Annotated in this window: 20 protein-coding genes; 12 read left to right on the top strand and 8 right to left on the bottom strand. The window is 67.4% G+C overall.

All coding sequences use genetic code 11. The features are described 5' to 3' along the window. Nucleotides 1–24 precede the first annotated feature (24 nt). The 4 genes from ACFVVC_RS08945 to ACFVVC_RS08930 all read left to right on the top strand — a co-directional run bounded on the left by ACFVVC_RS08945 (nucleotide 25) and on the right by ACFVVC_RS08930 (nucleotide 6,088). Nucleotides 25–2,100 (top strand): hypothetical protein, encoded by a 2,076-nt coding sequence (locus ACFVVC_RS08945; protein WP_387451530.1) that lies wholly within the window; start codon nucleotides 25–27, stop codon nucleotides 2,098–2,100. 27 nt (nucleotides 2,101–2,127) lie between these two features. Next, nucleotides 2,128–3,198 (top strand): hypothetical protein, encoded by a 1,071-nt coding sequence (locus tag ACFVVC_RS08940; protein ID WP_387451528.1) that lies wholly within the window; start codon nucleotides 2,128–2,130, stop codon nucleotides 3,196–3,198. Between the two features lie 84 nt (nucleotides 3,199–3,282). Further along, nucleotides 3,283–5,196, top strand: a complete 1,914-nt coding sequence (locus ACFVVC_RS08935) for an amylosucrase (protein WP_387451525.1) — start codon at nucleotides 3,283–3,285, stop codon at nucleotides 5,194–5,196. A 37-nt stretch (nucleotides 5,197–5,233) separates the two neighbouring features. Beyond that, the gene (locus tag ACFVVC_RS08930; protein ID WP_387451522.1) at nucleotides 5,234–6,088 is read left to right on the top strand and encodes a prephenate dehydratase; all 855 of its coding nucleotides are present in this window, start codon (nucleotides 5,234–5,236) and stop codon (nucleotides 6,086–6,088) included. Here ACFVVC_RS08930 and ACFVVC_RS08925 read toward each other — a convergent pair. Beyond that, nucleotides 6,061–7,989: an FAD-binding monooxygenase gene (locus ACFVVC_RS08925; RefSeq protein WP_387451520.1), complete on the bottom strand. Its 1,929-nt coding sequence runs from the start codon at nucleotides 7,987–7,989 to the stop codon at nucleotides 6,061–6,063. The genes ACFVVC_RS08930 and ACFVVC_RS08925 overlap by 28 nt on opposite strands. A gap of 229 nt (nucleotides 7,990–8,218) precedes the next feature. On the opposite strand from ACFVVC_RS08925, the gene ACFVVC_RS08920 reads away from it, so the two are divergent. The 6 genes from ACFVVC_RS08920 to ACFVVC_RS08895 all read left to right on the top strand — a co-directional run bounded on the left by ACFVVC_RS08920 (nucleotide 8,219) and on the right by ACFVVC_RS08895 (nucleotide 14,706). Then, complete coding sequence (locus ACFVVC_RS08920; protein WP_387451907.1) at nucleotides 8,219–9,712, top strand: fumarylacetoacetate hydrolase family protein; 1,494 nt, start codon at nucleotides 8,219–8,221, stop codon at nucleotides 9,710–9,712. After that, complete coding sequence (locus tag ACFVVC_RS08915; RefSeq protein WP_387451517.1) at nucleotides 9,705–10,385, top strand: GntR family transcriptional regulator; 681 nt, start codon at nucleotides 9,705–9,707, stop codon at nucleotides 10,383–10,385. The genes ACFVVC_RS08920 and ACFVVC_RS08915 overlap by 8 nt, the downstream gene beginning before the upstream one ends. A gap of 21 nt (nucleotides 10,386–10,406) precedes the next feature. Beyond that, nucleotides 10,407–11,918 carry a 5-carboxymethyl-2-hydroxymuconate semialdehyde dehydrogenase gene (gene hpaE, locus ACFVVC_RS08910; protein ID WP_387451514.1) on the top strand — a complete coding sequence of 504 codons (1,512 nt, stop codon included), beginning with the start codon at nucleotides 10,407–10,409 and terminating at the stop codon, nucleotides 11,916–11,918. A gap of 99 nt (nucleotides 11,919–12,017) precedes the next feature. Further along, nucleotides 12,018–13,103 (top strand): 3,4-dihydroxyphenylacetate 2,3-dioxygenase, encoded by a 1,086-nt coding sequence (hpaD, locus tag ACFVVC_RS08905; RefSeq protein ID WP_387451511.1) that lies wholly within the window; start codon nucleotides 12,018–12,020, stop codon nucleotides 13,101–13,103. Nucleotides 13,104–13,105: 2 nt separating this feature from the next. Beyond that, nucleotides 13,106–13,891 carry a 2-oxo-hept-4-ene-1,7-dioate hydratase gene (gene hpaH, locus ACFVVC_RS08900; RefSeq protein WP_387451507.1) on the top strand — a complete coding sequence of 262 codons (786 nt, stop codon included), beginning with the start codon at nucleotides 13,106–13,108 and terminating at the stop codon, nucleotides 13,889–13,891. After that, a complete protein-coding gene (locus tag ACFVVC_RS08895) occupies nucleotides 13,876–14,706 on the top strand; it encodes an HpcH/HpaI aldolase/citrate lyase family protein (protein ID WP_387451505.1) in 831 nt (276 codons plus the stop codon). Before hpaH ends, ACFVVC_RS08895 begins: the two co-directional genes overlap by 16 nt. A 10-nt stretch (nucleotides 14,707–14,716) precedes the next feature. Here the strand turns inward: ACFVVC_RS08895 and ACFVVC_RS08890 are convergent, their stop codons facing one another. Then, complete coding sequence (locus tag ACFVVC_RS08890) at nucleotides 14,717–15,004, bottom strand: hypothetical protein (protein ID WP_387451502.1); 288 nt, start codon at nucleotides 15,002–15,004, stop codon at nucleotides 14,717–14,719. A 345-nt stretch (nucleotides 15,005–15,349) separates the two neighbouring features. Between ACFVVC_RS08890 and ACFVVC_RS08885 the strand changes: the two genes are divergently transcribed. Further along, nucleotides 15,350–16,759: an aldehyde dehydrogenase family protein gene (locus ACFVVC_RS08885; protein ID WP_387451499.1), complete on the top strand. Its 1,410-nt coding sequence runs from the start codon at nucleotides 15,350–15,352 to the stop codon at nucleotides 16,757–16,759. Nucleotides 16,760–16,820: 61 nt separating this feature from the next. On the opposite strand, the gene ACFVVC_RS08880 is transcribed toward ACFVVC_RS08885, so the two are convergent. The 6 genes from ACFVVC_RS08880 to ACFVVC_RS08855 all read right to left on the bottom strand — a co-directional run bounded on the left by ACFVVC_RS08880 (nucleotide 16,821) and on the right by ACFVVC_RS08855 (nucleotide 22,165). Continuing rightward, on the bottom strand, nucleotides 16,821–17,207 hold the full coding sequence (locus ACFVVC_RS08880) for a hypothetical protein (RefSeq protein WP_387451905.1): 387 nt from the start codon (nucleotides 17,205–17,207) through the stop codon (nucleotides 16,821–16,823). A 183-nt stretch (nucleotides 17,208–17,390) separates the two neighbouring features. Further along, nucleotides 17,391–17,816, bottom strand: coding sequence for a heat shock protein transcriptional repressor HspR (locus tag ACFVVC_RS08875; RefSeq protein WP_387451497.1), 426 nt, complete (start codon nucleotides 17,814–17,816; stop codon nucleotides 17,391–17,393). 15 nt (nucleotides 17,817–17,831) lie between these two features. Further along, a complete protein-coding gene (locus ACFVVC_RS08870) occupies nucleotides 17,832–18,803 on the bottom strand; it encodes a DnaJ C-terminal domain-containing protein (protein ID WP_387451494.1) in 972 nt (323 codons plus the stop codon). A 295-nt stretch (nucleotides 18,804–19,098) separates the two neighbouring features. After that, a complete protein-coding gene (locus ACFVVC_RS08865) occupies nucleotides 19,099–19,791 on the bottom strand; it encodes a nucleotide exchange factor GrpE (protein WP_387451492.1) in 693 nt (230 codons plus the stop codon). A gap of 2 nt (nucleotides 19,792–19,793) precedes the next feature. Further along, on the bottom strand, nucleotides 19,794–21,665 hold the full coding sequence (gene dnaK / locus ACFVVC_RS08860) for a molecular chaperone DnaK (protein WP_018760754.1): 1,872 nt from the start codon (nucleotides 21,663–21,665) through the stop codon (nucleotides 19,794–19,796). Nucleotides 21,666–21,841: 176 nt separating this feature from the next. After that, complete coding sequence (locus ACFVVC_RS08855) at nucleotides 21,842–22,165, bottom strand: ArsR/SmtB family transcription factor (protein WP_387451489.1); 324 nt, start codon at nucleotides 22,163–22,165, stop codon at nucleotides 21,842–21,844. A gap of 96 nt (nucleotides 22,166–22,261) precedes the next feature. Between ACFVVC_RS08855 and ACFVVC_RS08850 the strand changes: the two genes are divergently transcribed. After that, nucleotides 22,262–23,566 carry an MFS transporter gene (locus ACFVVC_RS08850; protein ID WP_387451486.1) on the top strand — a complete coding sequence of 435 codons (1,305 nt, stop codon included), beginning with the start codon at nucleotides 22,262–22,264 and terminating at the stop codon, nucleotides 23,564–23,566. The last annotated feature ends 2 nt before the right edge of the window (nucleotides 23,567–23,568 follow it).

The raw sequence follows: 23,568 nt of genomic DNA, 5'->3' as shown, positions 1-23,568 counted from the left end.
GCCCCACGGCTACAGGAGTTAGACATGACCCGCCCCGCTGTTCCCGCACGACTGAAATCCGCTCCCGTGGCCGTCGTCGCGGCCCTGTCCGTGCTCCTGGCCGGGGCGGGGGTTGCCTCTGCCACCGCGCCGGCCCCGGCGCCGGCCCCCGCCGCGGCTTCCCCGGCGCCGCTGGCCAATCTTGCCCATCTGGACTTCCTGCTGGACACCGTCCCGCTCACGGCAGTGGAGGGCCACACCACCTACCAGATCGGTGAGCGGCCCGCCGCGCAGGCGCCGTGGACCTACGCCAACAAGAAGGCGGACGGCAGTTACAGCCGCGTCGGGGGCGGGACGCTGGACCCGGGGACCGGGCATTGGAGCCAGGGGGCCTTCAATGCTGACGACATCGCGCGGACGGCGGTGGTCTACTTGCGGCATTGGCAACAGACCGGCGACACGTCGAGCCGGGACCACGCCTTTGAGGTACTGCGTGAGCTGACGTTCCTGCAGACCACCACCGGCCCGAGCGCCGGCAACGTGGTGCTCTGGCAGCAGCCCGACGGCTCGCTCTCCCCGAGCGCTAAACCGGTGGAACTCCCGGACCCCAGTGACTCGGCCGAGTCGTACTGGCTGGCGCGTGCAGTGTGGGCGCTGGGCGAAGGGTACGCCGCCTTCAAGTCCGCAGACCCGCAGTTCGCCGCGTTCCTGCAGTCCCGGCTGGACCTCGCCGTCGCGTCACTGAACCGGCAGTCCCTGGCCAAGTACGGGCAGTACGACGTCGCCGATGGCGCCAAGGTTCCGGCCTGGCTGATCACCGGCGGAGCGGACGCGTCGGCCGAGGCGGTGCTGGGACTTGCGGCATACGCCAAGGCCGCACCCGCGGACGGTGCCGCCACCGGGGCACTCCGGGAACTCACCGAGGGCATCGCTGCCATGTCATCGGGAACTACCCGGCAGTGGCCGTATGGGGCGATCCTTCCCTGGAACCAGTCCAGGACCCTGTGGCACGCCTGGGGCGGCATGGCCCCGGCCGCCGTCGCCACGGCGTCTGCCCAGCTGCAGCGGCCGGATCTCCTGGACGCGGCGGTGAAGGATTCCGCCCAGTTCAGCCCCCAGCTCCTCGCAGCTGGCGGGCCCGACAACGCCTGGAGCCCGGTACCCGGCGAAGCGCAGATTGCCTACGGAGTGGATTCCCGGGTCGAGGGGCTCGTGGCCACGGCGAAAGCAGCGGACGCCCCGGGGTTGCTCGACGTCGCAGCGGTGGCAGCCGGGTGGTACTTCGGGGCCAACCGCAGCGGCAAACCCGCCTACGACCCCGCAACCGGAACCGCCATTGACGGCATCGAAACGGACGGCCGCGTCAACCCCAACTCCGGGGCCGAATCCACCATCCACACCCTGCTCTCGATGCTTGCCCTGGACGCCGATCCTGCGCTCAAGGCCAAAGCCCTGGGCATCAGCCACACCGTGGGCACCGACGGGCTCAAGGTGGCCGAAGCCGAGGCAGGATCGTTCACCAACGGCGCCGTCGTCAAACCTGCGTCCGCGTGGACCGGGGAGGCCAACTGGTCCGGCGGGGCCTACGTGGCCCTCAAGGCCGGGGGATCCCTCACGATTCCGGTCCCGGCAGCGGACCAGGACCGGAATGTCTACCCCATCGTGAACCAACGGCCCGAAGCCGCCGGAACCGCATCCTGGACGGCAGGGCGCGCACCGCTCGGAAGCACACCGAACGGCGGCGCCGGCGCACAGGGCATTACCGCGGCTCCCGGCATCCTGTATCCGTTCTCCCTGGACGGGGTCCTTCCCGCGGGTGAGAGCAGTATCTCGGGGAAGACCGGCGGCGACGTCGCGATCGACGGAGTCCTGCTCCAGCCACAGATCTCCTCGGTTTCGGTTTCCGGCTCCGGAGGCGCGTCCACGCTCTACATCAGCGCGGCGCCCAACAGCGTGGATCGAAAAGTCGATGTGCCCCAGGGCTTCCACTTGAGCCAGCAGGCGTTTGACGCCGAGGGCCGGCCCGTTCCCCGGGACCCCAACCACAACGGCCAGGACCACTCCGGCGGCGTCACGGTCGCTCCGGGCGGGTTCACCTGGGTGAACCTGGTCCGCAATTAGTCCAGCACTGCAAAACAGGAAGAAGCAATGCAGAAAATCACCACACAGGCACTGTCCGACAGCTACCAGGGGGCGCTCACGTTCAGCAACCCGCTGACTGACACGATCTCCACCGACCAGTTTTCCGCCGCCTACCCCGAACATCCCGCGTGGGCCGTGGGCCCGTTCCGCAAGGACGAGGCCCTGACGTTCCGCCAGGTGGATGATTGGGAGGACCCCACCGGCATCGGCTGGACGGCGGACTCCATCTTCAACCCCTCCGTCATCGAGCGGGACGGCAAGCTGTACCTGTTCTACCGGGCCTCCCCCCGCAAGGAGTCGGTTTCCAGCCGCATCGGCGTCGCGGTCTACGATCCGGAGGCCGGGTGGCAGGACAACGCCTCCAACCCCGTCATTTATCCCACCCAGGACAACGAGATCCTGGGCTGCGAGGACCCGAAGGTGTACCAGGCCAACGGCCGGTACTACATGTTCTACAACGGGATCTGGACCATCGACAGCACCGACAAGCCGGAGGGCCAGGACCCCGCGGCCTACCCGCTGGGCGAGGTCGGCTGCGATATCAATGTGGCGGTATCCGACGATCTGCTCCACTGGGAGAAGCTCGGCCTGGCCGTACCGCACGAGGTATCCCGGTACTGGGCCAAGGGCGCAGTGATCCCGCGGAACGCCCGCGGCGAAGCGGTGAAGATCGACGGGTCCTACCTGATGTACCTGTCCGAGGGGTGCGGGGGCAAGACCCACGTCGGGCGCTCCGACGATCTGGTGAACTGGACCTTCGAGCCGCAGGACTACCTCGACCTGGGGCCGCTTGGCGGGTCACTGCACGAAGTGGCGTGCGCCATCGTGGTGGAGGACGGCGCCGCCGGGCCCAGGCTGGTCCTGGACTTCTTCTACGGCGACGTCGACGGTCAATTCTCCGCCGCGCAGGCGCTGTACGACCTGGACGCGCCCTTCACCCAGAAAGAGGTGCACCGTGGTGGATCGTTGGCCTGGGGCGGCCTCACCCAGTACGCCGGAACATGGATGTTCGCCCAAGGCTGGGACGCCCCGTCCGGGTCCCGGGAGATGTACTTTTACCGGGCCGCCGGCAACTGACAGCCACGTGGCATGTGACGTGGAATACTTCCGTACAGGTGCGCGGCCGGGACGTCCGGCGGAATTGCGGAAGGGGCCGGTCACATGCAGGAATACGTCAACGAGGACGAAGTAGCGCGCCGGCAGGTGCTGTCCGCGGTGTCACGGGAACGGGAGCTTGGACTGCGCCCGGACCCTGACTTTGACCGGCGGCTCGAGGAGCACTTCCCCACCCTCCGCAGCCTGTTCCACTCCCTCTACGGTGCACGCCGGGACTGGCTGGACCAGCTGGCGGCGCTGGTGGTCCAGAGCGCCCGGTCCTGGCAGGAGCGCTCCCCGGAGCTGAAGGCCCTGGATGCCAGCCGCGAACAGGCGCCGGACTGGTTCCAGTCCAACCGCATGCTGGGCGGAGTGTGCTACGTGGACCGTTATGCCCACAGCCTGGAAGGAGTCCGGGCCCGCATCCCGTATTTCAAGGAGCTGGGCCTCACCTACCTGCACCTCATGCCCCTGTTCCTGGCACCCGAGCCCCACTCGGACGGGGGTTACGCGGTCTCCAGCTACCGCGAGGTCAACCCGAAGCTGGGCACCATGGAGCAGTTGCGCAGCCTCGCCGCCGAGCTGAAGGCCAACGGGATCAGCCTGGTGGTGGACTTCATCTTCAACCACACCTCGGACGAGCACGAGTGGGCGCGCAAGGCTGCGGCAGGGGACCCCGGGTTCAGCGACTACTACTGGATCTTCCCGGACCGGACCATGCCTGACGCGTTCGAGGCGAATGTGCGCGAGATCTTCCCCGAGAACCACCCGGGGTCCTTTATCCGCATGGACGACGGCCGTTGGGTCTGGGCCACCTTCCACACGTACCAGTGGGACCTGAACTACTCCAACCCCGAGGTGTTCCGGGCCATGGCCGGCGAGATGCTGTTCCTGGCCAACCAGGGCGTGGACATCCTGCGCATGGACGCCGTCGCTTTCATCTGGAAGCAGCTGGGTACCCCGTGCGAGAACCTGCCCCAGGCGCACACGCTGCTGCGGGCCTTCAACGCGGTGTGCCGGCTGGCGGCGCCGTCGCTGCTGTTCAAGTCCGAGGCGATCGTGCACCCGGACGAGGTGGCGCTGTACATCGACCCCGCGGAGTGCCAGCTCTCCTACAACCCGCTGCAGATGGCCCTGATCTGGGAGTCGCTGGCCACCCGCGACGTGTCGCTCCTGGCCCAGGCCCTGGAGCGCAGGCACAACGTCCCGGACGGCACAGCCTGGGTGAACTACGTCCGCAGCCATGACGACATCGGCTGGACTTTCGCCGACGAGGACGCAGCCGAGCTGGGCATCAACGGCTTCGACCACCGCCGCTTCCTGAACTCCTTCTACGTCAACAGGTTCCCCGGCAGCTTCGCCCGCGGCGTCCCGTTCCAGGACAACCCCAAGACCGGGGACTGCAGGATTTCCGGCACGACGGCGTCCCTGTGCGGCATGGAGGTTGACCCGGCCGAGGCGGTGGAACGGATCCTCCTGGCCCACTCGGTGCCATTCAGCACCGGGGGCGTGCCGCTGCTGTACCTGGGCGACGAGGTGGGGCAGCTCAACGACTACGGCTACGCCTCCGAACCGGGCCACGGCGAAGACAGCCGCTGGGTGCACCGCCCGCACTTCCCGGCGGAGCAATACGCCCGGCGCCTCGACCCCGCCACCCCGGAAGGCGCAATATACGCAGGCCTCAGGCGGATGATCGAGGTCCGCGCCGCCACTCCCGAACTGGCTGGAACCACACTGGTGGATTTCGCCACGAACAACTGCTCCGTCCTGGCGTACCGGCGGCCCGGCGACGGGGAGGGCCGGGGCACCATCCTGGCCCTCGCCAACTTCAGCGACTCACCCCAGGCGCTGTCCCCGGAAACCTTCGGCGGCTACGATGCTGCCGCCGTCGACCTTCTCTCCGAAGCAGCCCTGCGCCTGGATGACGGCGTCACGCTCCTCCCCCGGCAATACCTCTGGTTGCGCGTTACGCCGCAGTAATTGGGAGCTGGCGCCGGGGCGTGAAACCATACGGATCATGGCCTCCAAGATTGCGTACCAGGGTGAGCCCGGCGCCAACTCCAATATCGCGTGTCAGCAGATGTTCCCCGACTTCGAAAGCGTCCCGTGCGCCAGCTTTGAGGACGCGTTCGAACTGGTGACAACCGGCGAAGCCGACCTGGCCATGATCCCGATCGAGAACTCCATCGCGGGCCGGGTGGCGGACATCCACATCCTGCTGCCGCAGTCCAACCTGCAGATCGTGGGCGAGCACTTCCTGCCCATCCATTTCGACCTGCTGGGCATTCCGGGCAGCACCATCGGCGGCGCCACCGAGGTCCACAGCCACATCCACGCCCTGGGCCAGTGCCGGAAGCTGATCCGCGAGCATGGCCTCAAGCCCGTCATCGCCGGCGACACCGCCGGGTCCGCCCGGGAAGTGGCCGAGTGGAACGATCCCCGCAAACTCTCCCTGGCTCCCCCGCTGGCGGCGCAGATCTACGGCCTCGAAGTCCTGGCCTCCCGCGTGGAGGACGACCCCTCCAACACCACCCGCTTCGTGGTCCTGGCCCGGGAAACGGCATTGCCGGCCAAGGACGAGCTTCCCGGACCGGCAGTGACCAGCTTCGTGTTCCGCGTCCGCAACGTCCCCTCCGCGCTGTATAAGGCGCTGGGCGGTTTTGCCACCAACGGCGTGAACATGACCCGCCTGGAAAGCTACATGGTGGGCGACGAGTTCGCGGCCACCATGTTCATGGCCGACGTGGAAGGCCACCCCGAGGACCTGCCGCTGAAGCTGGCCCTCGAGGAACTGGACTTCTTCACCACCGAGGTGCGGATCCTCGGCGTGTACCCGGCCGCGGACTACCGGGCGGCGGCAGTCACGGCCTGACGCGGTTCCTGCACGGGTGCCGGGCGCTTGAGCAAGGGCCCGAAGAACGCACCCAGCTCCGCCGTTGCGGTGAGCGGCAGGACGTTCGCCACGTACTGGTCCGGCCTGACCACCACCACGGCGCCGGCACGGTCGATGCCGCGCGCCTCGAAGATGTCCGCCTTGGGGTCCGTGGCGTACGCCTTCTCGTAGTCGGTCAGCTTGAAGGGGCCCACCAGCGGCTTGAACACGGCGGGCACGGCATTGATGTCGACGGCGGTGTGCGGCTGCTGGTAGATGACCTTCAGGTCGAACCACGCATCCGGGTCGGCGCCGGCGGGCGTGGCGGCCAGCGGGGAGTCCGGCGAGTCCGCGAACCACTCGGCGAGCGTGTCCGTGGCGGATCCGGTGCCGGGCAGTGCGGGATCCGCGAAGACGTAGATCCGCCACCGTCCGTCCGCTGTGGCGTGGTGGCCAAGGTGGATCGGGTTGGTGTCCCCCACGCGGACCACGGGGGCCGACTTGAAGCGTTTGCCCACCGGGAACCCGGTGGCCAGGTCCTGGTGGCCAGTGCTGCCAACGATCAGGGACGGCCCGTACTGCGTCATGAACCCGGCCGGGAACTCGGCGGTCTGCACGTAGAAGTCCTCGAGGTCGGAGGGGTGCTCGAACTCCTCCGGCTTCTTGGCCATCATGGTGGACCATTCCTTGTCGAAGTCGATGAGGTTCCTGGCCACCACCTGGCGCTCCTCCGAGTAGGTGGACAGCAGGCTTTCCGGGCTGCGGCCCTCCAGCACGTGGCCCAGCTTCCAGGCGATGTTGAAGCCGTCCTGCATGGAGACGTTCATGCCCTGGCCGGCCTTGGCGCTGTGGGTGTGGCAGGCGTCGCCGGTGATGAACACCCGTGGGGTGCGGGTGCTGCGCTCGCCCGGCAGGACGTCGTCGAACCGGTCCGTAAGGCGGTGCCCCACCTCGTACACGCTGTGCCACGCAACGTTCCGCACGTCCAGGGTGTACGGGTGCAGGATGGCGTTCGCCTTGGCGATGATCTCCTCGATGGTGGTGTTGCGGACGGAGTGGTGGCTGTTCGGGTCCACTTCCCCCAGGTCCACGTACATGCGGAAGAGGTGGCCCCCTTCGCGCGGAATGAGCAGGATGCTGCCCTCGGCGCCCTGGATGGCGCATTTGGTGCGGATATCCGGGAAGTCGGTGACGGCGAGGGTGTCCATGACGCCCCAGGCGTGGTTGGCCTGGTCTCCTGCGAGCGTGCAGCCGATCGCCTGCCGGACCTTGCTGCGGGCGCCGTCGGCACCCACCACGTATTTGGCGCGGACAACGCGCTCCTGGCCCTCGTCGGGGCCGGAGGCGTGGACCAGCCGCACGGTGACCGGGTAGTCTCCTTCGCCGGTGACCTCGAGTCCTTGGAAGTCGTAGCCGTAGTCGGGCTTCATCCGGGTGGGCGCGTTGGCCATGTACTCGGCGAAGTAGTCCAGCACGCGCGCCTGGTTCACGATCAGGTGCGGGAACTCGCTGATGCCCATTTCGTCGTCCACGGCGCGGGCGGTGCGGATGATGTTGGCGTGGTTGGCGGGGTCCGGCTTCCAGAAGGCCATCTCGGTGATCCGGTACGCCTCGGCAATAATGCGCTCCGCGAACCCGAAAGCCTGGAAGGTTTCCACGCTGCGGGCCTGGATCCCGTCTGCCTGGCCGATGGCGAGCCTGCCGGGGCGGCGTTCGAGGATGCGGGTGCTCACGTTGGGGAACATGGACAGCTGCGCGGCGGCGAGCATTCCCGCCGGGCCGGTGCCCACGATGAGCACGTCCACTTCATCGGGGAGCTCCTCGGGGCGGTTCAGGCCGACGCCGGCCGCCGGCTGGACGCGGGGGTCGCCGGATACGTATCCGTGGTGGTGGAACTGCACGGGTGCCTCACTTCGTTGTGGATGACTCTCAGCAAATGTGTTCTATATCAGAACAAGAGATTCGATAATCGAAAACTAGGAACTAGATTTCCACTGTACGCCGGATGTGACGCGGGCGACAAGTAGCTCCGGAATAGCCTGGAAAGCATCGCAAAACCGGGGGTTGACGGATGCGGCAGCATGCGTGATAGTGATCGTATACGATTTCGTACCTGATGAGGAGACGGCTTTGGAGCAGGTCAACGGCGACACCCTGGCAGCGGCCCGCAAGGTGGTCGCGGTGCACATCAACTACCCCAGCCGGGCTGCCCAGCGCGGCCGCACGCCAGCCCAGCCGTCCTACTTCCTCAAGCCTTCCAGCTCCCTGGCACTGAGCGGAAGCCCCGTTGAACGCCCGGCCGGCTGCGAACTGCTCGGCTACGAAGGCGAAATTGCGCTCATCATCGGCAAGGCCGCCCGCCGCGTCACGATCGAGGACGCCTGGAGCCACGTTGCCGCCGTTACCGCCAGCAACGACCTCGGTGTCTATGACCTGCGCTGGGCGGACAGGGGCTCCAACCTCCGGTCCAAGGGCGGCGACGGGTTCACCCCCGTGGGCCCGGCATTTCTTCCGGCAGACGCCGTCGACCCTTCCAAACTTCGCATCCGCACCTGGCACAACGGCGAACTGGTCCAGGATGACACCACCGGGGACCTGCTCTTCCCCTTCGCCCGCCTGGTGGCGGACCTGTCCCAGCTGCTCACCCTCGAAGAGGGGGACATCATCCTCACCGGCACCCCGGCAGGGGCGTCCGTGGCGAAGCCCGGCGACGTCCTGGAAGTGGAAGTGGAGGCTATCGACGGCAACCTCAGCACCGGGCGGCTGGTCACCACGGTGGAGGAAGGCACGACGACGTTCGCGGACTTTGGTGCCCAGCCCAAGGTGGATGACCTGCAGCGGGAGGAAGCCTACGGGTCCCGTGAAGCCGCAGGGCTGGCACCCGTCGTTGAACAAGCTCAGCCAACTGCCGCCGTCGCGCCCGCCCTGTCCCCCGAACTGAAAGCCAAGCTCGAATCCGTTGCCACCGCAACGCTGTCCTCGCAGCTGCGCAAGCGTGGCCTTAACAACGTCAGCATCGACGGCCTGCAAGGCACCCGCCTGGACCGGCGCGTGGTGGGCCTGGCCCGGACCCTGCGCTACGTTCCCAACCGCGAGGACCTCTTCAAGACCCACGGCGGCGGCTTCAACGCCCAGAAGCGCGCCATCGATTCCGTCAACGAAGGCGAAATCCTGGTGATGGAAGCCCGCGGCGAAAAAGGCACCGGCACGGTGGGTGACATCCTCGCCCTGCGCGCCCAGGTCCGCGGCGCCGCAGCCATCATCACCGACGGCGGGGTCCGCGACTACACCGCGGTAGCCTGCCTGGACATGCCCACCTGGTTCGCCAACCCGCACCCGGCCGTGCTGGGCCGCCGGCACATTCCCTGGGATACGGACATCACCATCGCCTGCGGCGGCGCCACCGTCCAGCCCGGCGACATCGTCGTGGCCGATTCCGACGGCATCCTGGTGATCCCGCCGGCCATCGCCGAAGAACTGGTGGAGGACTGCATCCAGCAGGAAAAGGAAGAAGCGTTCATCTTCGAAATGGTCAGGCAGGGCAACAGCGTGGACGGGCTCTACCCGATGAACAAAGAGTGGCAGGCAAAGTACAAGGCGTGGGAAGGGCAACCCAATGACTGACACGGCCACCGACCTCCCCGCTGCCACTCCCGGCAGCAAGTCCGAGCAGGCCTACCAGGCCGTCAAGGCCCGGATCGTGGCAGGCGCCTACACTCCCGGCTACCGCCTGGTCCTGGGTTCCATTGCGAAGGACCTTGGCTTCAGCGTGGTCCCGGTGCGGGAAGCCATCCGCCGGCTCGAGGCTGAAGGCCTGGTGACGTTCGAACGCAATGTCGGTGCCACCGTGGCGGGGATCGACCCCACTGAATACCTCTACACCATGCAGACCTTGAGCATCGTGGAGGGTGCCGCCACCGCCATGTCCGCCCCGCTGATCGATGCGGCGGCCATTGCCCGGGCCCGCGCCGTGAACCAGGAAATGCGCGAGTGCCTGGACCACTTCGACCCCGTCCGGTTCACCCGGCTCAACCAGGACTTCCACAGCGTCCTGTTCGAGCACTGCCCCAACCCGCACATCCTGGACCTGGTGCACCGCGGCTGGAACCGGCTGGCCTCGCTCCGGTCCTCCACCTTCCGCTTCGTCCCCGGCCGCGCCCGCGACTCGGTGGCGGAACACGAAAACCTGCTGACGCTCATCGAAACAGGCGCCGACGCGGAACAGATCGAAAAGGCGGCCCGGCTCCACCGCTCCGCCACCCTGGACGCCTACCTCGCCCAGGCCAACAATCCCTGACCCCCAGATAGGACTTCAACGATGACGACCTCGGTAGAAACCAGCACGCACTACGTCCCCGAGGACCTGCCCACCCACATCCAGCACTTCATCAACGGGAAGTTCGTGGACTCCGCGGGCGGGGCGACCTTCGATGTCCTGGACCCGGTGTCCAACCGGAACTACGCCACCGCCGCCGCCGGCCAGAAAGAGGACATCGACCTCGCCGTCGCCGCCGCCCGCGAAGCGTTCACGAACGGCCCGTGGCCGAAGATGAAGCCCCGCGAACGCGCCCGCGTCCTGAACCGGATCGCCGACGCCGTCGAGGCCCAGGAAGCCCGGCTCGCCGAACTGGAAACCTTCGACACCGGCCTGCCCATCACCCAGGCCAAGGGCCAGGCGTTGCGCGCGGCCGAGAACTTCCGGTTCTTCGCGGACCTGATCGTGGCCCAGTTCGACGACGCCATGAAGGTCCCCGGCGCCCAGATCAACTACGTCAACCGCAAGCCGATCGGCGTCGCCGGCCTGATCACGCCGTGGAACACCCCGTTCATGCTGGAGTCCTGGAAGCTTGCCCCGGCCCTGGCCACCGGCAACACCGTGGTCCTCAAGCCGGCCGAGTTCACCCCGCTCTCGGCCTCCCTCTGGGCCACCATCTTCAAGGACGCGGGACTGCCCGACGGCGTGTTCAACCTGGTCAACGGCCTGGGCGAGGAAGCCGGCGACGCCCTGGTCAAGCACCCGGACGTTCCCCTGATCTCCTTCACCGGCGAGACCACCACCGGCCAGACCATCTTCCGGAACGCCGCGGCCAACCTCAAAGGCCTCTCGATGGAGCTCGGCGGCAAGTCCCCCTGCGTCGTCTTCGCCGACGCCGACCTGGACGCCGCGATCGACTCCGCGCTGTTCGGCGTCTTCTCCCTCAACGGCGAGCGCTGCACCGCCGGCTCGCGCATCCTGGTGGAGCGCGCCATCTACGACGAATTCTGCGACAAGTACGCCGCCCGGGCGAGGAAGATCGTCGTCGGCGATCCGCACGACCCCAAGACCGAGGTGGGCGCCCTGGTCCACCCCGAGCACTACGAGAAGGTGGCCTCCTACGTGGAGATCGGCAAGACCGAAGGCCGGCTCCTGGCCGGCGGCGGCCGCCCCGACCACCTCCCCGAAGGCAACTACATCGCACCCACGGTATTTGCCGACGTCGCCCCGGACGCCCGGATCTTCCAGGAGGAGATCTTCGGACCCGTCGTGGCCATCACCCCGTTCGAGAACGACGACGAAGCCCTCGCCTTGGCGAACAACACCAAATACGGCCTGGCCGCCTACATCTGGACCCAGAACCTGACCCGCGCCCACAACTTCTCCCAAAACGTCGAAGCCGGCATGGTCTGGCTGAACAGCCACAACGTCCGCGACCTGCGCACCCCGTTCGGCGGCGTCAAGGCCTCCGGCCTCGGCCACGAGGGCGGCTACCGCTCCATCGACTTCTACACCGACCAGCAGGCCGTGCACATCACCCTCGGCACCGTCCACACCCCCAAATTCGGCGCCTGAACCCAACTAGCTCGCAGTTGTTGTCGTTCTGAGGCCTCAAAACGACATTTACTGCCAGTCAGTTGGAGAAGAAGCCCCTTTCAACGAAGAGAGACCATCATGACCGACTTCATCCCCACCCCCACCGTCCCGGCACCGGACATCGTCCGCTGCGCCTACATGGAAATCGTGGTCACCGACCTCGCCAGGTCCCGCGAGTTCTACGTGGACCTCCTGGGCCTGCACGTGACCGAGGAAGACGAAAACGCCATCTACCTGCGCTCCCTCGAAGAGTTCATCCACCACAACCTGGTACTCCGCAAGGGACCCATCGCGGCCGTCGCCGCCTTCGCCTACCGGGTGAAGTCCCCCGCCGAAGTGGACGCCGCCGAGGCCTACTACAAGGAGCTCGGCTGCCGGGTGGAACGCCGAAAGGACGGCTTCACCAAGGGCATCGGCGACTCCGTCCGCGTCGAGGACCCGCTGGGCTTCCCCTACGAGTTCTTCTACGAGGTGGAACACGTCGAGCGGCTCACCCAGCGCTACGACCTCTACTCCGCCGGTGAACTGGTCCGCCTGGACCACTTCAACCAGGTCACCCCGGACGTCCCCCGCGGCCGGGCGTACCTGGAGGACCTGGGCTTCCGCGTCTCCGAGGACATCAAAGACGCCGACGGCGTGACGTACGCTGCCTGGATGCACCGCAAGCAGACGGTCCACGACACCGCCCTGACCGGCGGCAACGGCCCGCGCATGCACCACGTCGCGTTCGCCACGCACGAGAAGCACAACATCATCCAGATCTGCGACAAGATGGGCGCGCTGCGCATCAGCGACCGGATCGAACGCGGCCCCGGCCGGCACGGCGTCTCCAACGCGTTCTACCTCTACATCCTGGACCCGGACGGGCACCGGATCGAGATCTACACCCAGGACTACTACACCGGGGACCCCGACAACCCCACCATCACCTGGGACGTCCACGACAACCAGCGCCGCGACTGGTGGGGCAACCCCGTGGTCCCGTCCTGGTACACCGAGGCCTCCCTGGTCCTTGACCTGGACGGCAACCCGCAGCCGGTCATCATCCGGGAAGAGAAGTCCGAAATGGCCGTCACGGTTGGTGCTGACGGCTTCTCCTACACCCGCAAGGACGGCACCCCTGAGGGCGACCGCACCGGCTTCAAGCTCGGAGCGCAGGTCTAGCCATGCTGGAGCCGAAGACGATCGAAGCCATTGCGGATGAGCTGCTGGAGGCCGGCCGGACCCGCACCCCCGTCCCCCGCCTGACCGCCCGCTATCCGGAGATGACGGTGGAGGACTCCTACGCCGTCCAGCAGCTGTGGCGGCGCCGGAACGAGGAAGCCGGCCGGACCCTGGTGGGCCGGAAGATCGGCCTCACGTCCAAGGCCATGCAGGCCGCCACCGGCATCACCGAACCGGACTACGGCGCCATCTTCGATGACATGGTCCTGGAGACCGGATGCTCGGTCGAATGGGACCGGTACACCCACCCGCGGGTGGAGGTGGAACTGGCATTCGTGTTGAAGGACGGGCTGAAGGGCCCGGGCGTGACCATTTTCGATGTCCTGAAGGCCACCGACTACGTGGTGCCGGCCCTGGAGATCCTGGACTCCCGGATCGAGATGGAGGGCCGGACCATCGTGGACACCATTTCGGACAACGCCGCCATGGGCGCCATGGTGATCGGCGGCAACCCGGTGAAGCCGGACGCCGTGGACCTCCGCTGGGTCTCCGCCATCCTTTACAAGAACCAGACCGTGGAGGAAACCGGCGTGGCCGCCGGCGTCCTGGACCACCCCGCCAACGGGGTCCATTGGCTCGCGAACAAGATCGCCGCGCATGGGGACGCGTTGAAGGCAGGCGACATCATCCTGGCCGGGTCCTTCACCCGGCCGCTCTGGGTCTACAAGGGCGACACCGTCCACGCCGACTACGGACCCCTGGGAGCTGTGACATGCCGTTTCGAATAGAAGACACCTTCCGCGACGCGTTGGCTGCGCAAAAGCAAAAGGGTACGTCAGGCCGGCCTTTGGCGGGCATGTGGGTGTGCTCCGGCAGCCCGCTGGTGGCCGAACTGTGCGCCGGGGCCGGCCTGGACTGGCTCCTGGTGGACGCCGAGCACAGCCCCAACGGGCTCGAGTCCATCCTGGCGCAGCTGCAGGCCATCCACGGCTACCCGGTGCACACCGTGGTCCGGCCGCCCGTGAACGACACCGTGGTGATCAAGCAGTACCTGGACCTCGGTGTGCAGAACCTCCTGATCCCCATGGTGAACTCCGTGGCCGAGGCCGAAGCCGCCGTGGCTGCCACCCGCTACCCGCCCCAGGGTGTCCGGGGCGTTGGGTCGGCGCTGGCCCGCGCCGCCCGCTGGAACCGGGTGCCGGACTACCTCACCCGCGCCAGTGAGACCATCAGCGTCACCGTCCAGATCGAGTCGACGGCGGCCGTCGAGGCCGTGGGGGACATCCTCAAGGTCGACGGCGTGGATGCCGTCTTCGTCGGCCCCTCCGACCTCGCCGCGTCCATGGGCCTGCTGGGGCAGCAGGAACACCCCCAGGTGCGCGCCGCCGTCGAACACTGTCTCACTGCCGCCAAAGCGGCCGGCAAACCCGCCGGCGTCAACGCCTTCAACCCCGCCACCGCTGGGCATTACCTCGCAAACGGTGCCGACTTCATCCTGGTCGGCGCCGACGTCGCGCTCCTGGCCCGGGGCAGCGAGGCACTCGCCGCGCAGTACATTCCGCGTGACCCGGTGGCTGAGGCTGCCAAAACCACCAGCTACTGACCCGGTGGTATCAGCCGTCGTTGGTACTGCTGACCCCAGCCTCCCCCGCCGGCGCCGCGGGAAGAGTCACGTACGTGCCCTGGGGCTTGACGCCATGTCCGGGAACAGCTCCGGGCAGGGACACATAGCCGCCCGTGGGCTGCGGCGGCACCCCGGGGCCGGCCGGCAACGTGACGTAACTGCCCTCGGACTGCGGCGGTGCCTCTGAGCCGGCCGGCAACGTGACGTAGCTGCCCCCTCGGGAAGTGACGGTAGGTGTTGTTGCGGGCGCTTCGGTGAGCCCGGACTTCAAAGTCATGATGTTCTCCTGCTCGTCTGGGGCATCGACGGCGCAAAGAATCCCAGCACCTGTGCGCCTGTGGCGCAGCAGGAGCGGTGCTGTCCGCTGCTGGGGTTTGACAGGGTCGTATGCCTGGATCCGGGGAGGAGTCACCCGGCGGTCCTCGAGGGCTTTGCCGGCCTGGCCCCGAGTCTAGGCTTAATCTGACAAGTTCACAATAAGGTGGGGGAATATTGCGCTGTTCCCTCTGCGTCAACGGTCCTGCGCCACAACACAAGAGCCGCGGGGCAAGCACGGCAAGACTGGGAGCAACCCGCTACGCCGCCCGGCTGGCGCCCTTGACTACTCGAAGTGGAGTACCCCTTGGAAACCTATGATGCGCTCCTCGCGTCCATTGCCCCCACTGCCGGCACCGGCCGGACCATTCTCGATCCGGCCACGGGCCAGCCGGTCGGCGAAGCTCCCGTCCACAGCCTCGACGACCTTGAACGCGCCGTGGCCACAGCGGGCGCCGCGCAGCCGGCCTGGGCTGCGCTGGGCCATGAGGCCCGGTCCGCTGCGCTCCTGAAGGCAGCAGACGCCGTCGAACGTTCCGCCGAGGAACTTGCCCGCTTGCTCTCCCGCGAGCAGGGCAAACCACTGAACGGCCCCAATGCCCGGTTCGAGGTGGGCGCCTGCGTGGCCTGGCTGCGTGCCGCGGCCGGGCTGCCGCTGGAGCCCGAAACCATCGTGGACGACGGCGAAACCCGCGCCGAGCTGCATTACCGGCCCATCGGCGTGGTGGGCGCGATCGGCCCTTGGAACTGGCCCATGATGATCACCGTCTGGCAGCTCGCGCCCGCCCTGCGAATGGGCAACGCCATCGTGGTGAAGCCCTCCGAGTACACGCCGCTTTCCGTCCTGGCGCTGGCCAAGGTCATCAACGAGGAACTGCCCGAAGGCCTCCTGACCGTGGTCTCCGGCGGCCGCGACGTCGGCGCCCGGCTGGCCGAACACCCGGCGATCGGCAAGATCATGTTCACCGGCTCCACAGCCACCGGCCGCGCCATCATCAAGTCCTCCGCGGACACCGTCAAGCGGCTCACCCTGGAACTGGGCGGCAACGACGCCGGCATCGTCCTCCCCGACGCCGACCCCAAAGCCATCGCCCAGGACCTCTTCTGGGGCGCCTTCATCAACACCGGCCAGACCTGCGCCGCCCTCAAGCGCCTTTATGTCCACAGCGACATCTACGACGCCGTCTGCGAGGAACTCACCGCCGTCGCCAAGGCCGTGCCGATGGGCAACGGCCTGGATGAGAACAACCTGCTGGGACCGCTGCAGAACCAGGCCCAGTACGACGTCGTCGCGAACCTCGTGGAGGCGGCGAAGGCTTCCGGCGCACGCGTCCTGCTGGGCGGGAACCCGGACACCGGCCGGCCCGGCTTCTTCTACCCCGCCACCCTGGTGGCGGACATCGACAACGACAACCCGCTGGTGGCCGAGGAACAGTTCGGGCCGGCCCTTCCGATCATCCGCTACAGCACCATCGACGAGGCAGTAGAGAAGGCCAACGCCGTCGACGTCGGCCTCGGCGCCTCGGTCTGGTCCCAGGACCTGGCCGCCGCCCGCGAGGTGGCCGGCCGGATCCAGGCCGGTACCGTCTGGATCAACCGGCACGGCGCCGTGGACCCCCGCATCCCGTTCGGCGGAGCCAAGCAGTCCGGCTACGGCGTTGAATTCGGCGTTGAAGGGCTCAAAGCACTCGGGGTACCGCAGGTTATCAACGGCTGACGTTGACGCGGGAGCCCGGCACGAAGGTTGCCGGTGCCGGGCTCCCGGGACTTTCGGGGCGTTACCCCATGGCCGGGGCGGCAGCGGTCCGACCGGCGAACTGCCGGCGGGCCCAGCGGGCGAGCTTCTTGCCTTTGCCTTTCCACCAGTTGTCCTCGTCCTGGTTGTGGTGGAAGCGGAAAACGATGGCCACCAGCACGAACATGCCCATCACCACGTCCACCCAGGACGACATCACCAGGGCGACGAAGACGGTCAGGGCATTGGCGACGATGGACGGGATGGCCAGGGTACGGAACACGGTACTGGCCACATAGCGGCGGTGCGACCTCGGGACGGACAGTTCGCGGACCATGTCGAAGCAGACGCAGACCACCACGATGGTCTGCCCCAGGGCCAACAGCATTTGACCCGGCATTGAGCCGCTGAATGCAGCGACGGACTCCATGCCCGGGCTCATGGCCGGGCCTTGCGGTTGACGCCTGTGCTGACTACACCAAACACGGTAAACCCCCAGAAACTCGTGGAACCACCGCCGCTGATCCGGCGATGGTTCCATTCAAGGTTCGGGGGGCTTCGGGGTCACGAGTAGTGGGTACTCGTGTTTTTGCTGGAGCCCCGTCCTCTGTACTTACTTGCCGATGGCGCGCGGCCGCCACAGCATGACAGCCTGCGACCGCGGCCGGGGCCGCTGCCCGCGGGAAAGGCTCACGACGTCGCCTGCGGCACCGGCAGCGAAGATGCGCGAGTCCACAGCCCGCGGCCGGCGCCCCAGCTCCTCGGTGAGTTCCGCGATCCGGCTTTGGAGGGCAGCGACCTGGTTTTCAAGTTCCAGGATGCGCTTGATTCCCTCCAGCGAGACGCCCTCCTGGGACAGCCGCTGCACCTCCCGCAGCATGTTGACGTCGCGCTGCGAGTACCGCCGGGACTTCCCCGGGGCACGGCTGGGCTTGACGATGCCGAGCCTGTCGTACTGACGCAGCGTCTGCGGGTGCATGTCCGCAAGCTCGGCCGCCACGGAGATCACGAAGATCGGTTGGTCAGGACTGATGTCCACGGCTCACCTCCGCTCCTAGAGCCGGGCCTTGGCTGCCAGGCCCTCACGGACGTCCGCCGACGACGTCGCCTCGGCGAACGCCTTGACCGCAGCTTCGGCGTCCTTGTTGAGATTCTTGGGAACGGCGACGTCGATGGTCACCAGCAGGTCACCGGTCGCCTTGGACGTCTTCACGCCTTTGCCCTTGACCCGCAACGTGCGGCCGGACGGCGTGCCGGCCGGAACACGGACCTTCACCGTGTCACCGTCAACGGTGGGAACTTCGATATCCGCGCCCAGGGCCGCCTCGGGGAAGGTGACGGGGACGTGGATGCGGAGGTTGTCGCCGTCGCGCGTGTAGAACGCATGCGGCTGGACCGCGACGGACACCACCAGGTCGCCGTTGCCGGCAGCACCCGGCTGGCCCTTGCCGCGGACGCGGACCTTCTGGCCGTCCTTGATGCCGGCGGGGACGCGGACGTCGATGACCTCGCCGCTGGGCTCGCGCAGGCCAATGGTGGTGCCGCGGATGGACCCGGCGAACGAAATGCTGGTGGACGCGGTGCGGTCGGCGCCCTTCTGCGGCGTGCGCTGGAAGCCGGGGGAACCGCCGAAGCCGCCGAACAGGTCTGCGAACTCGGGCGGGATGCCGCCTGCGGACGGGTTGAACCCGCCCGAGTGCCGCCCGGTGTTGCCCGTGAAGAGGCCGCCGAACATGTCCTCGAACCCGCCGTTGGGGGCGCCGGCGCCGCCGGGGGCAAAGCGGGCTCCGCTGCCCATGGCGCGGATGGCGTCATACTGCTGGCGCTCATCGGGATCAGAGAGAACCGAGTATGCCTCGGAAATGTCCTTGAACTTCTTCTCGGAAGCGGCATTCCCGGCATTGGTATCAGGGTGGTGCTGCCGCGCAAGCTTCCGGTAGGCCTTCTTGATATCGGCTTCGGAAGCGTCCTTGGCAACACCAAGGATCTTGTAAAAATCCTTGTCCACCCAATCCTGGCTAGCCAATGGCGTTTCCTTTCGTAAACAAAACCTAAGTCCCCGGCGGGGCGACGCTCCGCTGGGTAGGGGGCCGTGCCCGCTTCGCGGTGCCCGCCACGCCGCGGCCCCCTACCCAGCTGCGCTTCGAGCTTGTGGTCATCTCACCTTAGGTGACACAACCGCCGAGCGACGGACGGGTAAGGGGCCCGGGAGTGGCATCGGGCCTGCCGAAGCGTGGCGGCTTAGGTCCGTAGGACCAAGCCGCCACGCGTAGGGGCGGGGCCCCTTATCCGTTCGGCGCGACCAGAGCAGCTGACCCCAACTAAGCCGGAACGGCGACGATGACCTGTGCTGCGCGGAGCACGCGGTCTCCTGATTTGTAGCCTGAGCGAAGGACCTGGCTGACGGTGTCAACCTCGATGTCTTCGCCGGGCTGCTGGATCAGGGCTTCGTGGATCGTGGGGTCGAACTCCACGCCGGTCTCGTTGATCCGGACCAGGCCGTAGGTCTTCAGCGCGTTCTCCAGCTTGGTGGCGATCGCGGCGAAGGGCCCGTCGGTGAGGTCGCCGTGCTGCCGTGCGGCGTCGACGTCGTCCAGGACCGGGAGCAGGGAGTTCAGGACGCCGATGACGGCCATCTCTCCGGCCACGGCGCGGTCCCGTTCAACCCGCTTGCGGTAGTTGACGTACTCGGCCTGGAGCCGGAGCAGGTCGTTGCGCAGTTCGGCGGCCTCGGCGTTGCCGCCTGCTGCCGGAGCCCCCTGGGCCACGGATTCCTCTGCGGGCACGTCCACCCCGTTGAGGATTTCCTCTGCCTGGGCCAGTGCGTCGCCGTCGGAATCGGCAGCGCCCTGCTGGTGGCCGGCGCCTGGGGCGTGGCCGCCTTCGGGGTGCCGGGCCTGGCCGGTCACCGGGTCAACCTTGCGGTTGTCCCGGATGACAGGTTCGCCGTTGCCCTGCTTGGCGTCATGGTTCGCGGATGAGTTGTGCTCTTCCTCGCTACCGTGGTGCGGCATGGCTACTTCTTCGCTTCGTCTTCGTCGATGATCTCGGCGTCGACGATGTCCTCATCGGCTTTGCTGCCCGCAGAGGCACCGGCGGCACCCTCGGCACCGGCAGCGCCGGCACCGTCCGGCGAACCGGCCTGCGAGTAGATGGCTTCGCCCAGCTTGGTCTGCGAGGCCTGCAGCTTCTCGAACGCGGCCTTCACGGCGGCATCGTCCGTGCCTTCGAGGGCCTTCTTGAGGCTGTCGACGTCGCCCTGGACCTCGGTCTTGACCTCTTCGGGCAGCTTGTCCGCGTTGTCGGCGATCAGCTTGTCCACGGAGTAGGCGAGCTGCTCGGCGGTGTTGCGGGTGTCGGTTGCCTCGCGGCGGGCCTTGTCCTCGGCTGCGTGCTCCTCGGCGTCCTTGACCATGCGGTCAATGTCTTCCTTGGAGAGGCTGGAACCACCGGTGATGGTCATGGACTGTTCCTTGCCGGTTCCCTTGTCCTTTGCGGAGACGTGGACGATGCCGTTGGCGTCGATGTCGAAGGTGACCTCAACCTGGGGGACGCCGCGCGGGGCCGGCGCGATGCCGGTCAGCTCGAACGTGCCCAGCGGCTTGTTGTCGCGGGTGAATTCGCGTTCGCCCTGGAAGACCTGGATGGCCACGGACGGCTGGTTGTCGTCCGCCGTGGTGAAGGTCTCGGACCGCTTGGTGGGGATGGCAGTGTTGCGTTCGATCAGGTGCGTCATGACGCCGCCCTTGGTTTCGATGCCGAGGGACAGCGGGGTGACGTCGATCAGGAGGACGTCCTTGCGCTCGCCCTTCAGCACACCGGCCTGCAGGGCTGCGCCGACGGCCACGACCTCATCCGGGTTGACGCCCTTGTTGGGCTCCTTGCCGCCGGCGAGTTCCTTGACCAGTTCGGAGACGGCGGGCATACGGGTGGAGCCACCGACCAGGACGATGTGGTTGATGTCCGAAAGCTTGATGCCGGCTTCCTTGATGACGTCGTGGAACGGCTTCTTGGTGCGCTCCAGCAGGTCCTTGGTGAGGTCCTGGAACTTGGCGCGGGTCAGCTGCTCGTCCAGGTGGACCGGGCCGTCGGGGGTGACGGAGAGGTACTGGAGGGAGACGTTGGTGCTGGAGGAAGAGGAGAGTTCCTTCTTGGCCTGCTCGGCTGCCTCGCGGAGGCGCTGGAGGGCGATCTTGTCCTTGGAGAGGTCGATGCCCTTGACCTTGAGCTGGTTCAGCAGGTAGTCGACGACGCGCTGGTCCCAGTCGTCGCCGCCCAGGCGGTTGTCACCGGCGGTGGCGCGGACCTGGATGGTGGAGAAGTTGTCTTCGTCCTTGCCGACTTCCAGCAGGGAAACGTCGAAGGTACCGCCGCCGAGGTCGAAGACGAGGATGAGTTCGTCTTCCTTGCCCTTGTCCAAGCCGTAGGCGAGGGCTGCGGCGGTGGGCTCGTTGACGATGCGCAGGACGTTCAGGCCTGCGATCTCGCCGGCTTCCTTGGTGGCCTGGCGCTCGGCGTCGTTGAAGTAGGCCGGGACCGTGATGACGGCGTCGGTGACCTTTTCACCCAGGTAGGACTCGGCGTCGTTCTTCAGCTTCATGAGGATACGCGCGGAGATTTCCTGCGGGGTGTACTTCTTGTCGTCGATCGCGACGGTCCAGTCGGTGCCCATGTGGCGCTTGACGGAGGCGATGGTGCGGTCGATGTTGTTGACGGCCTGGCGCTTGGCGATCTCGCCGACCAGGACTTCGCCGGACTTGGAGAATGCAACGACCGACGGCGTGGTGCGGCCACCCTCGGCGTTGGCAATAACGGTGGGCTCGCCACCTTCGAGAACGGAGACGACGGAGTTGGTGGTTCCGAGGTCGATACCTACTGCACGTGACATGTGTTGCTTCCTTCTTTCCTTGGAACTGGGTGGCGCCCAATGATTGAGCGTTCTGGGCTCAACTTTACTCAGGCACTACCAGATGTCAACACAACTTGAGCGAACTACGCTCAACTTTGCTCACGGCGGACAAGAAGGGCGGCCGACGCCGGCCCGTCGCCCTCGGTGCGGGGGTTTCAGTCCGGGGAGGGCGCGTCCAGCACTGCCGCGAGCAGTCCCGGGAACCGCGCCTCCAGGTCCTCCGTGCGCAGGGTCAGGCGGCGGCCGCGCCCGTTGGCCTCGTTGCGGATCACGCCGGCTTCGCGCAGCACCTTCATCAGGTGGGACTTGGTGGACTTCGGCATGTCCGGGTTGCTCAGGGCGCACTCGGCCATATCAAGGGGGCCGGCGCGCAGCTGGCGCGCGATCTCCAGCCGGTCAGGGTCACTCAGGGCAAAGAGCACGCTGGGTAAATGGAGGTCCGCGCGTTCGGGGTGAGTGAGGTTCGCCGGTGTAGCCACAGTTCGACTTTAGTTGAACCATTACCGTCACTGCCAGTAGGCTGAGGTTTCGATTATTTTCGAACCAACCCCACCCTACGCAGAAGGCGGCACGTTTTGACGCACTCCACCGCAGCCCGGCCCCAAGAGACCCGCCGGCGGCTGGGCTTTGCCCTGGTCGCGGCTGCCACGGCAGCGATGATGGCCGGAGCCAGCGCGCCCTCGCCCTTCTACCCCACACTGCAAGAGCAGCTGCATCTGCTGCCCGTGGCAACCACCGGGATCTTCGCCGTCTACGCCGTGGCGCTGCTGGCGGCCCTGCTGGTCTTCGGCTCCATTTCGGACCACCTGGGCCGCAGGCCGGTCATCAGCGCCGCCTTCATCCTGCTCGCTTCCAGCGTCACAGCCTTTCTGGTGGCCGATTCACTGGCCATGCTCCTGGTGGCCCGCATACTGCAGGGCATCGCCAGCGGCATCCTGCTGACCACGCTCTCCGCCGCGATCGCGGACCTGGAAGCAGAGGACGACCCGGGCTCCAGCGCGGCCTGGAACACCGTGGCGCCGCTGGGCGGCCTGGCACTGGGAGCCTTGGCGTCCGGACTGCTGCTGGACCTGCTGGCCGAGCCGCGCACCCTGGTATTCGTTTCGCTGACCGCCCTGTACGTGGTGTTCGCCGCGCTGGTGTGGGCCGCCCCCGAAACCTCGCCCCGGACCCCCGGGGCAGCGGCCTCGCTCAAGCCGCACCTGACGCTGCCGCCCGCCGCCCGCCGGGGATTCATCACCGGCGCCCCGGCAGTCTTCGCCGGCTGGGCCACGGGCGGACTGTACCTCTCGCTCGGCGCCGCGATCGTCCTCACCACCTTCGGCATCAGGGAGCACCTGTGGCAAGGAATGGTGATCACCATCCTGGCGGGCACCGGAGCCGCCACAGCTGCGGTCCTGCACCGGTTCGGCGCCCGCACCATCACCATTTTCGGCACCACGGCATTGGCCCTGGGAACTGCGCTGTCCCTGCTGGCCATCGGCCTGGGCTCGTTCGGCCTGTTCCTGGCCGCCGTGGTGGTGGCCGGAGCGGGATTTGGCACGGCTTTCATGGGCGTGATCCGGTCCATCAGCCCCCTGGTGGAGGACCACGAACGCGCCGGCACCTTCGCCTCGCTCTTCGTGGTGGCATACACGGCATTCGGTGTTCCGGCAGTGCTTGCCGGCCTGCTGGCACCCATACTGTCCCTCCCCGTCACCACCTACGCGTATGGCGGCCTGGTGACGGTCCTGGCGGCGGTGGCTGCGATCAGCCGCGCCCGCAGCAAGGACGCCGAACCGGCCGCAGACGTCACGGTGGCGGCACGGGACGCCGGGCAGCATCCGGGCAACGCGGAAGGCGTCACGGCCACGGCAGCTCCGGAATCCGTGGGCCGCTAGGC

The organism is Pseudarthrobacter sp. NPDC058196 (assembly GCF_042882685.1).
Classification (GTDB): domain Bacteria; phylum Actinomycetota; class Actinomycetes; order Actinomycetales; family Micrococcaceae; genus Arthrobacter.
Note: the sequence above shows the minus strand (reverse complement) of the source record. Positions and strands in the feature narration are given on the sequence as shown.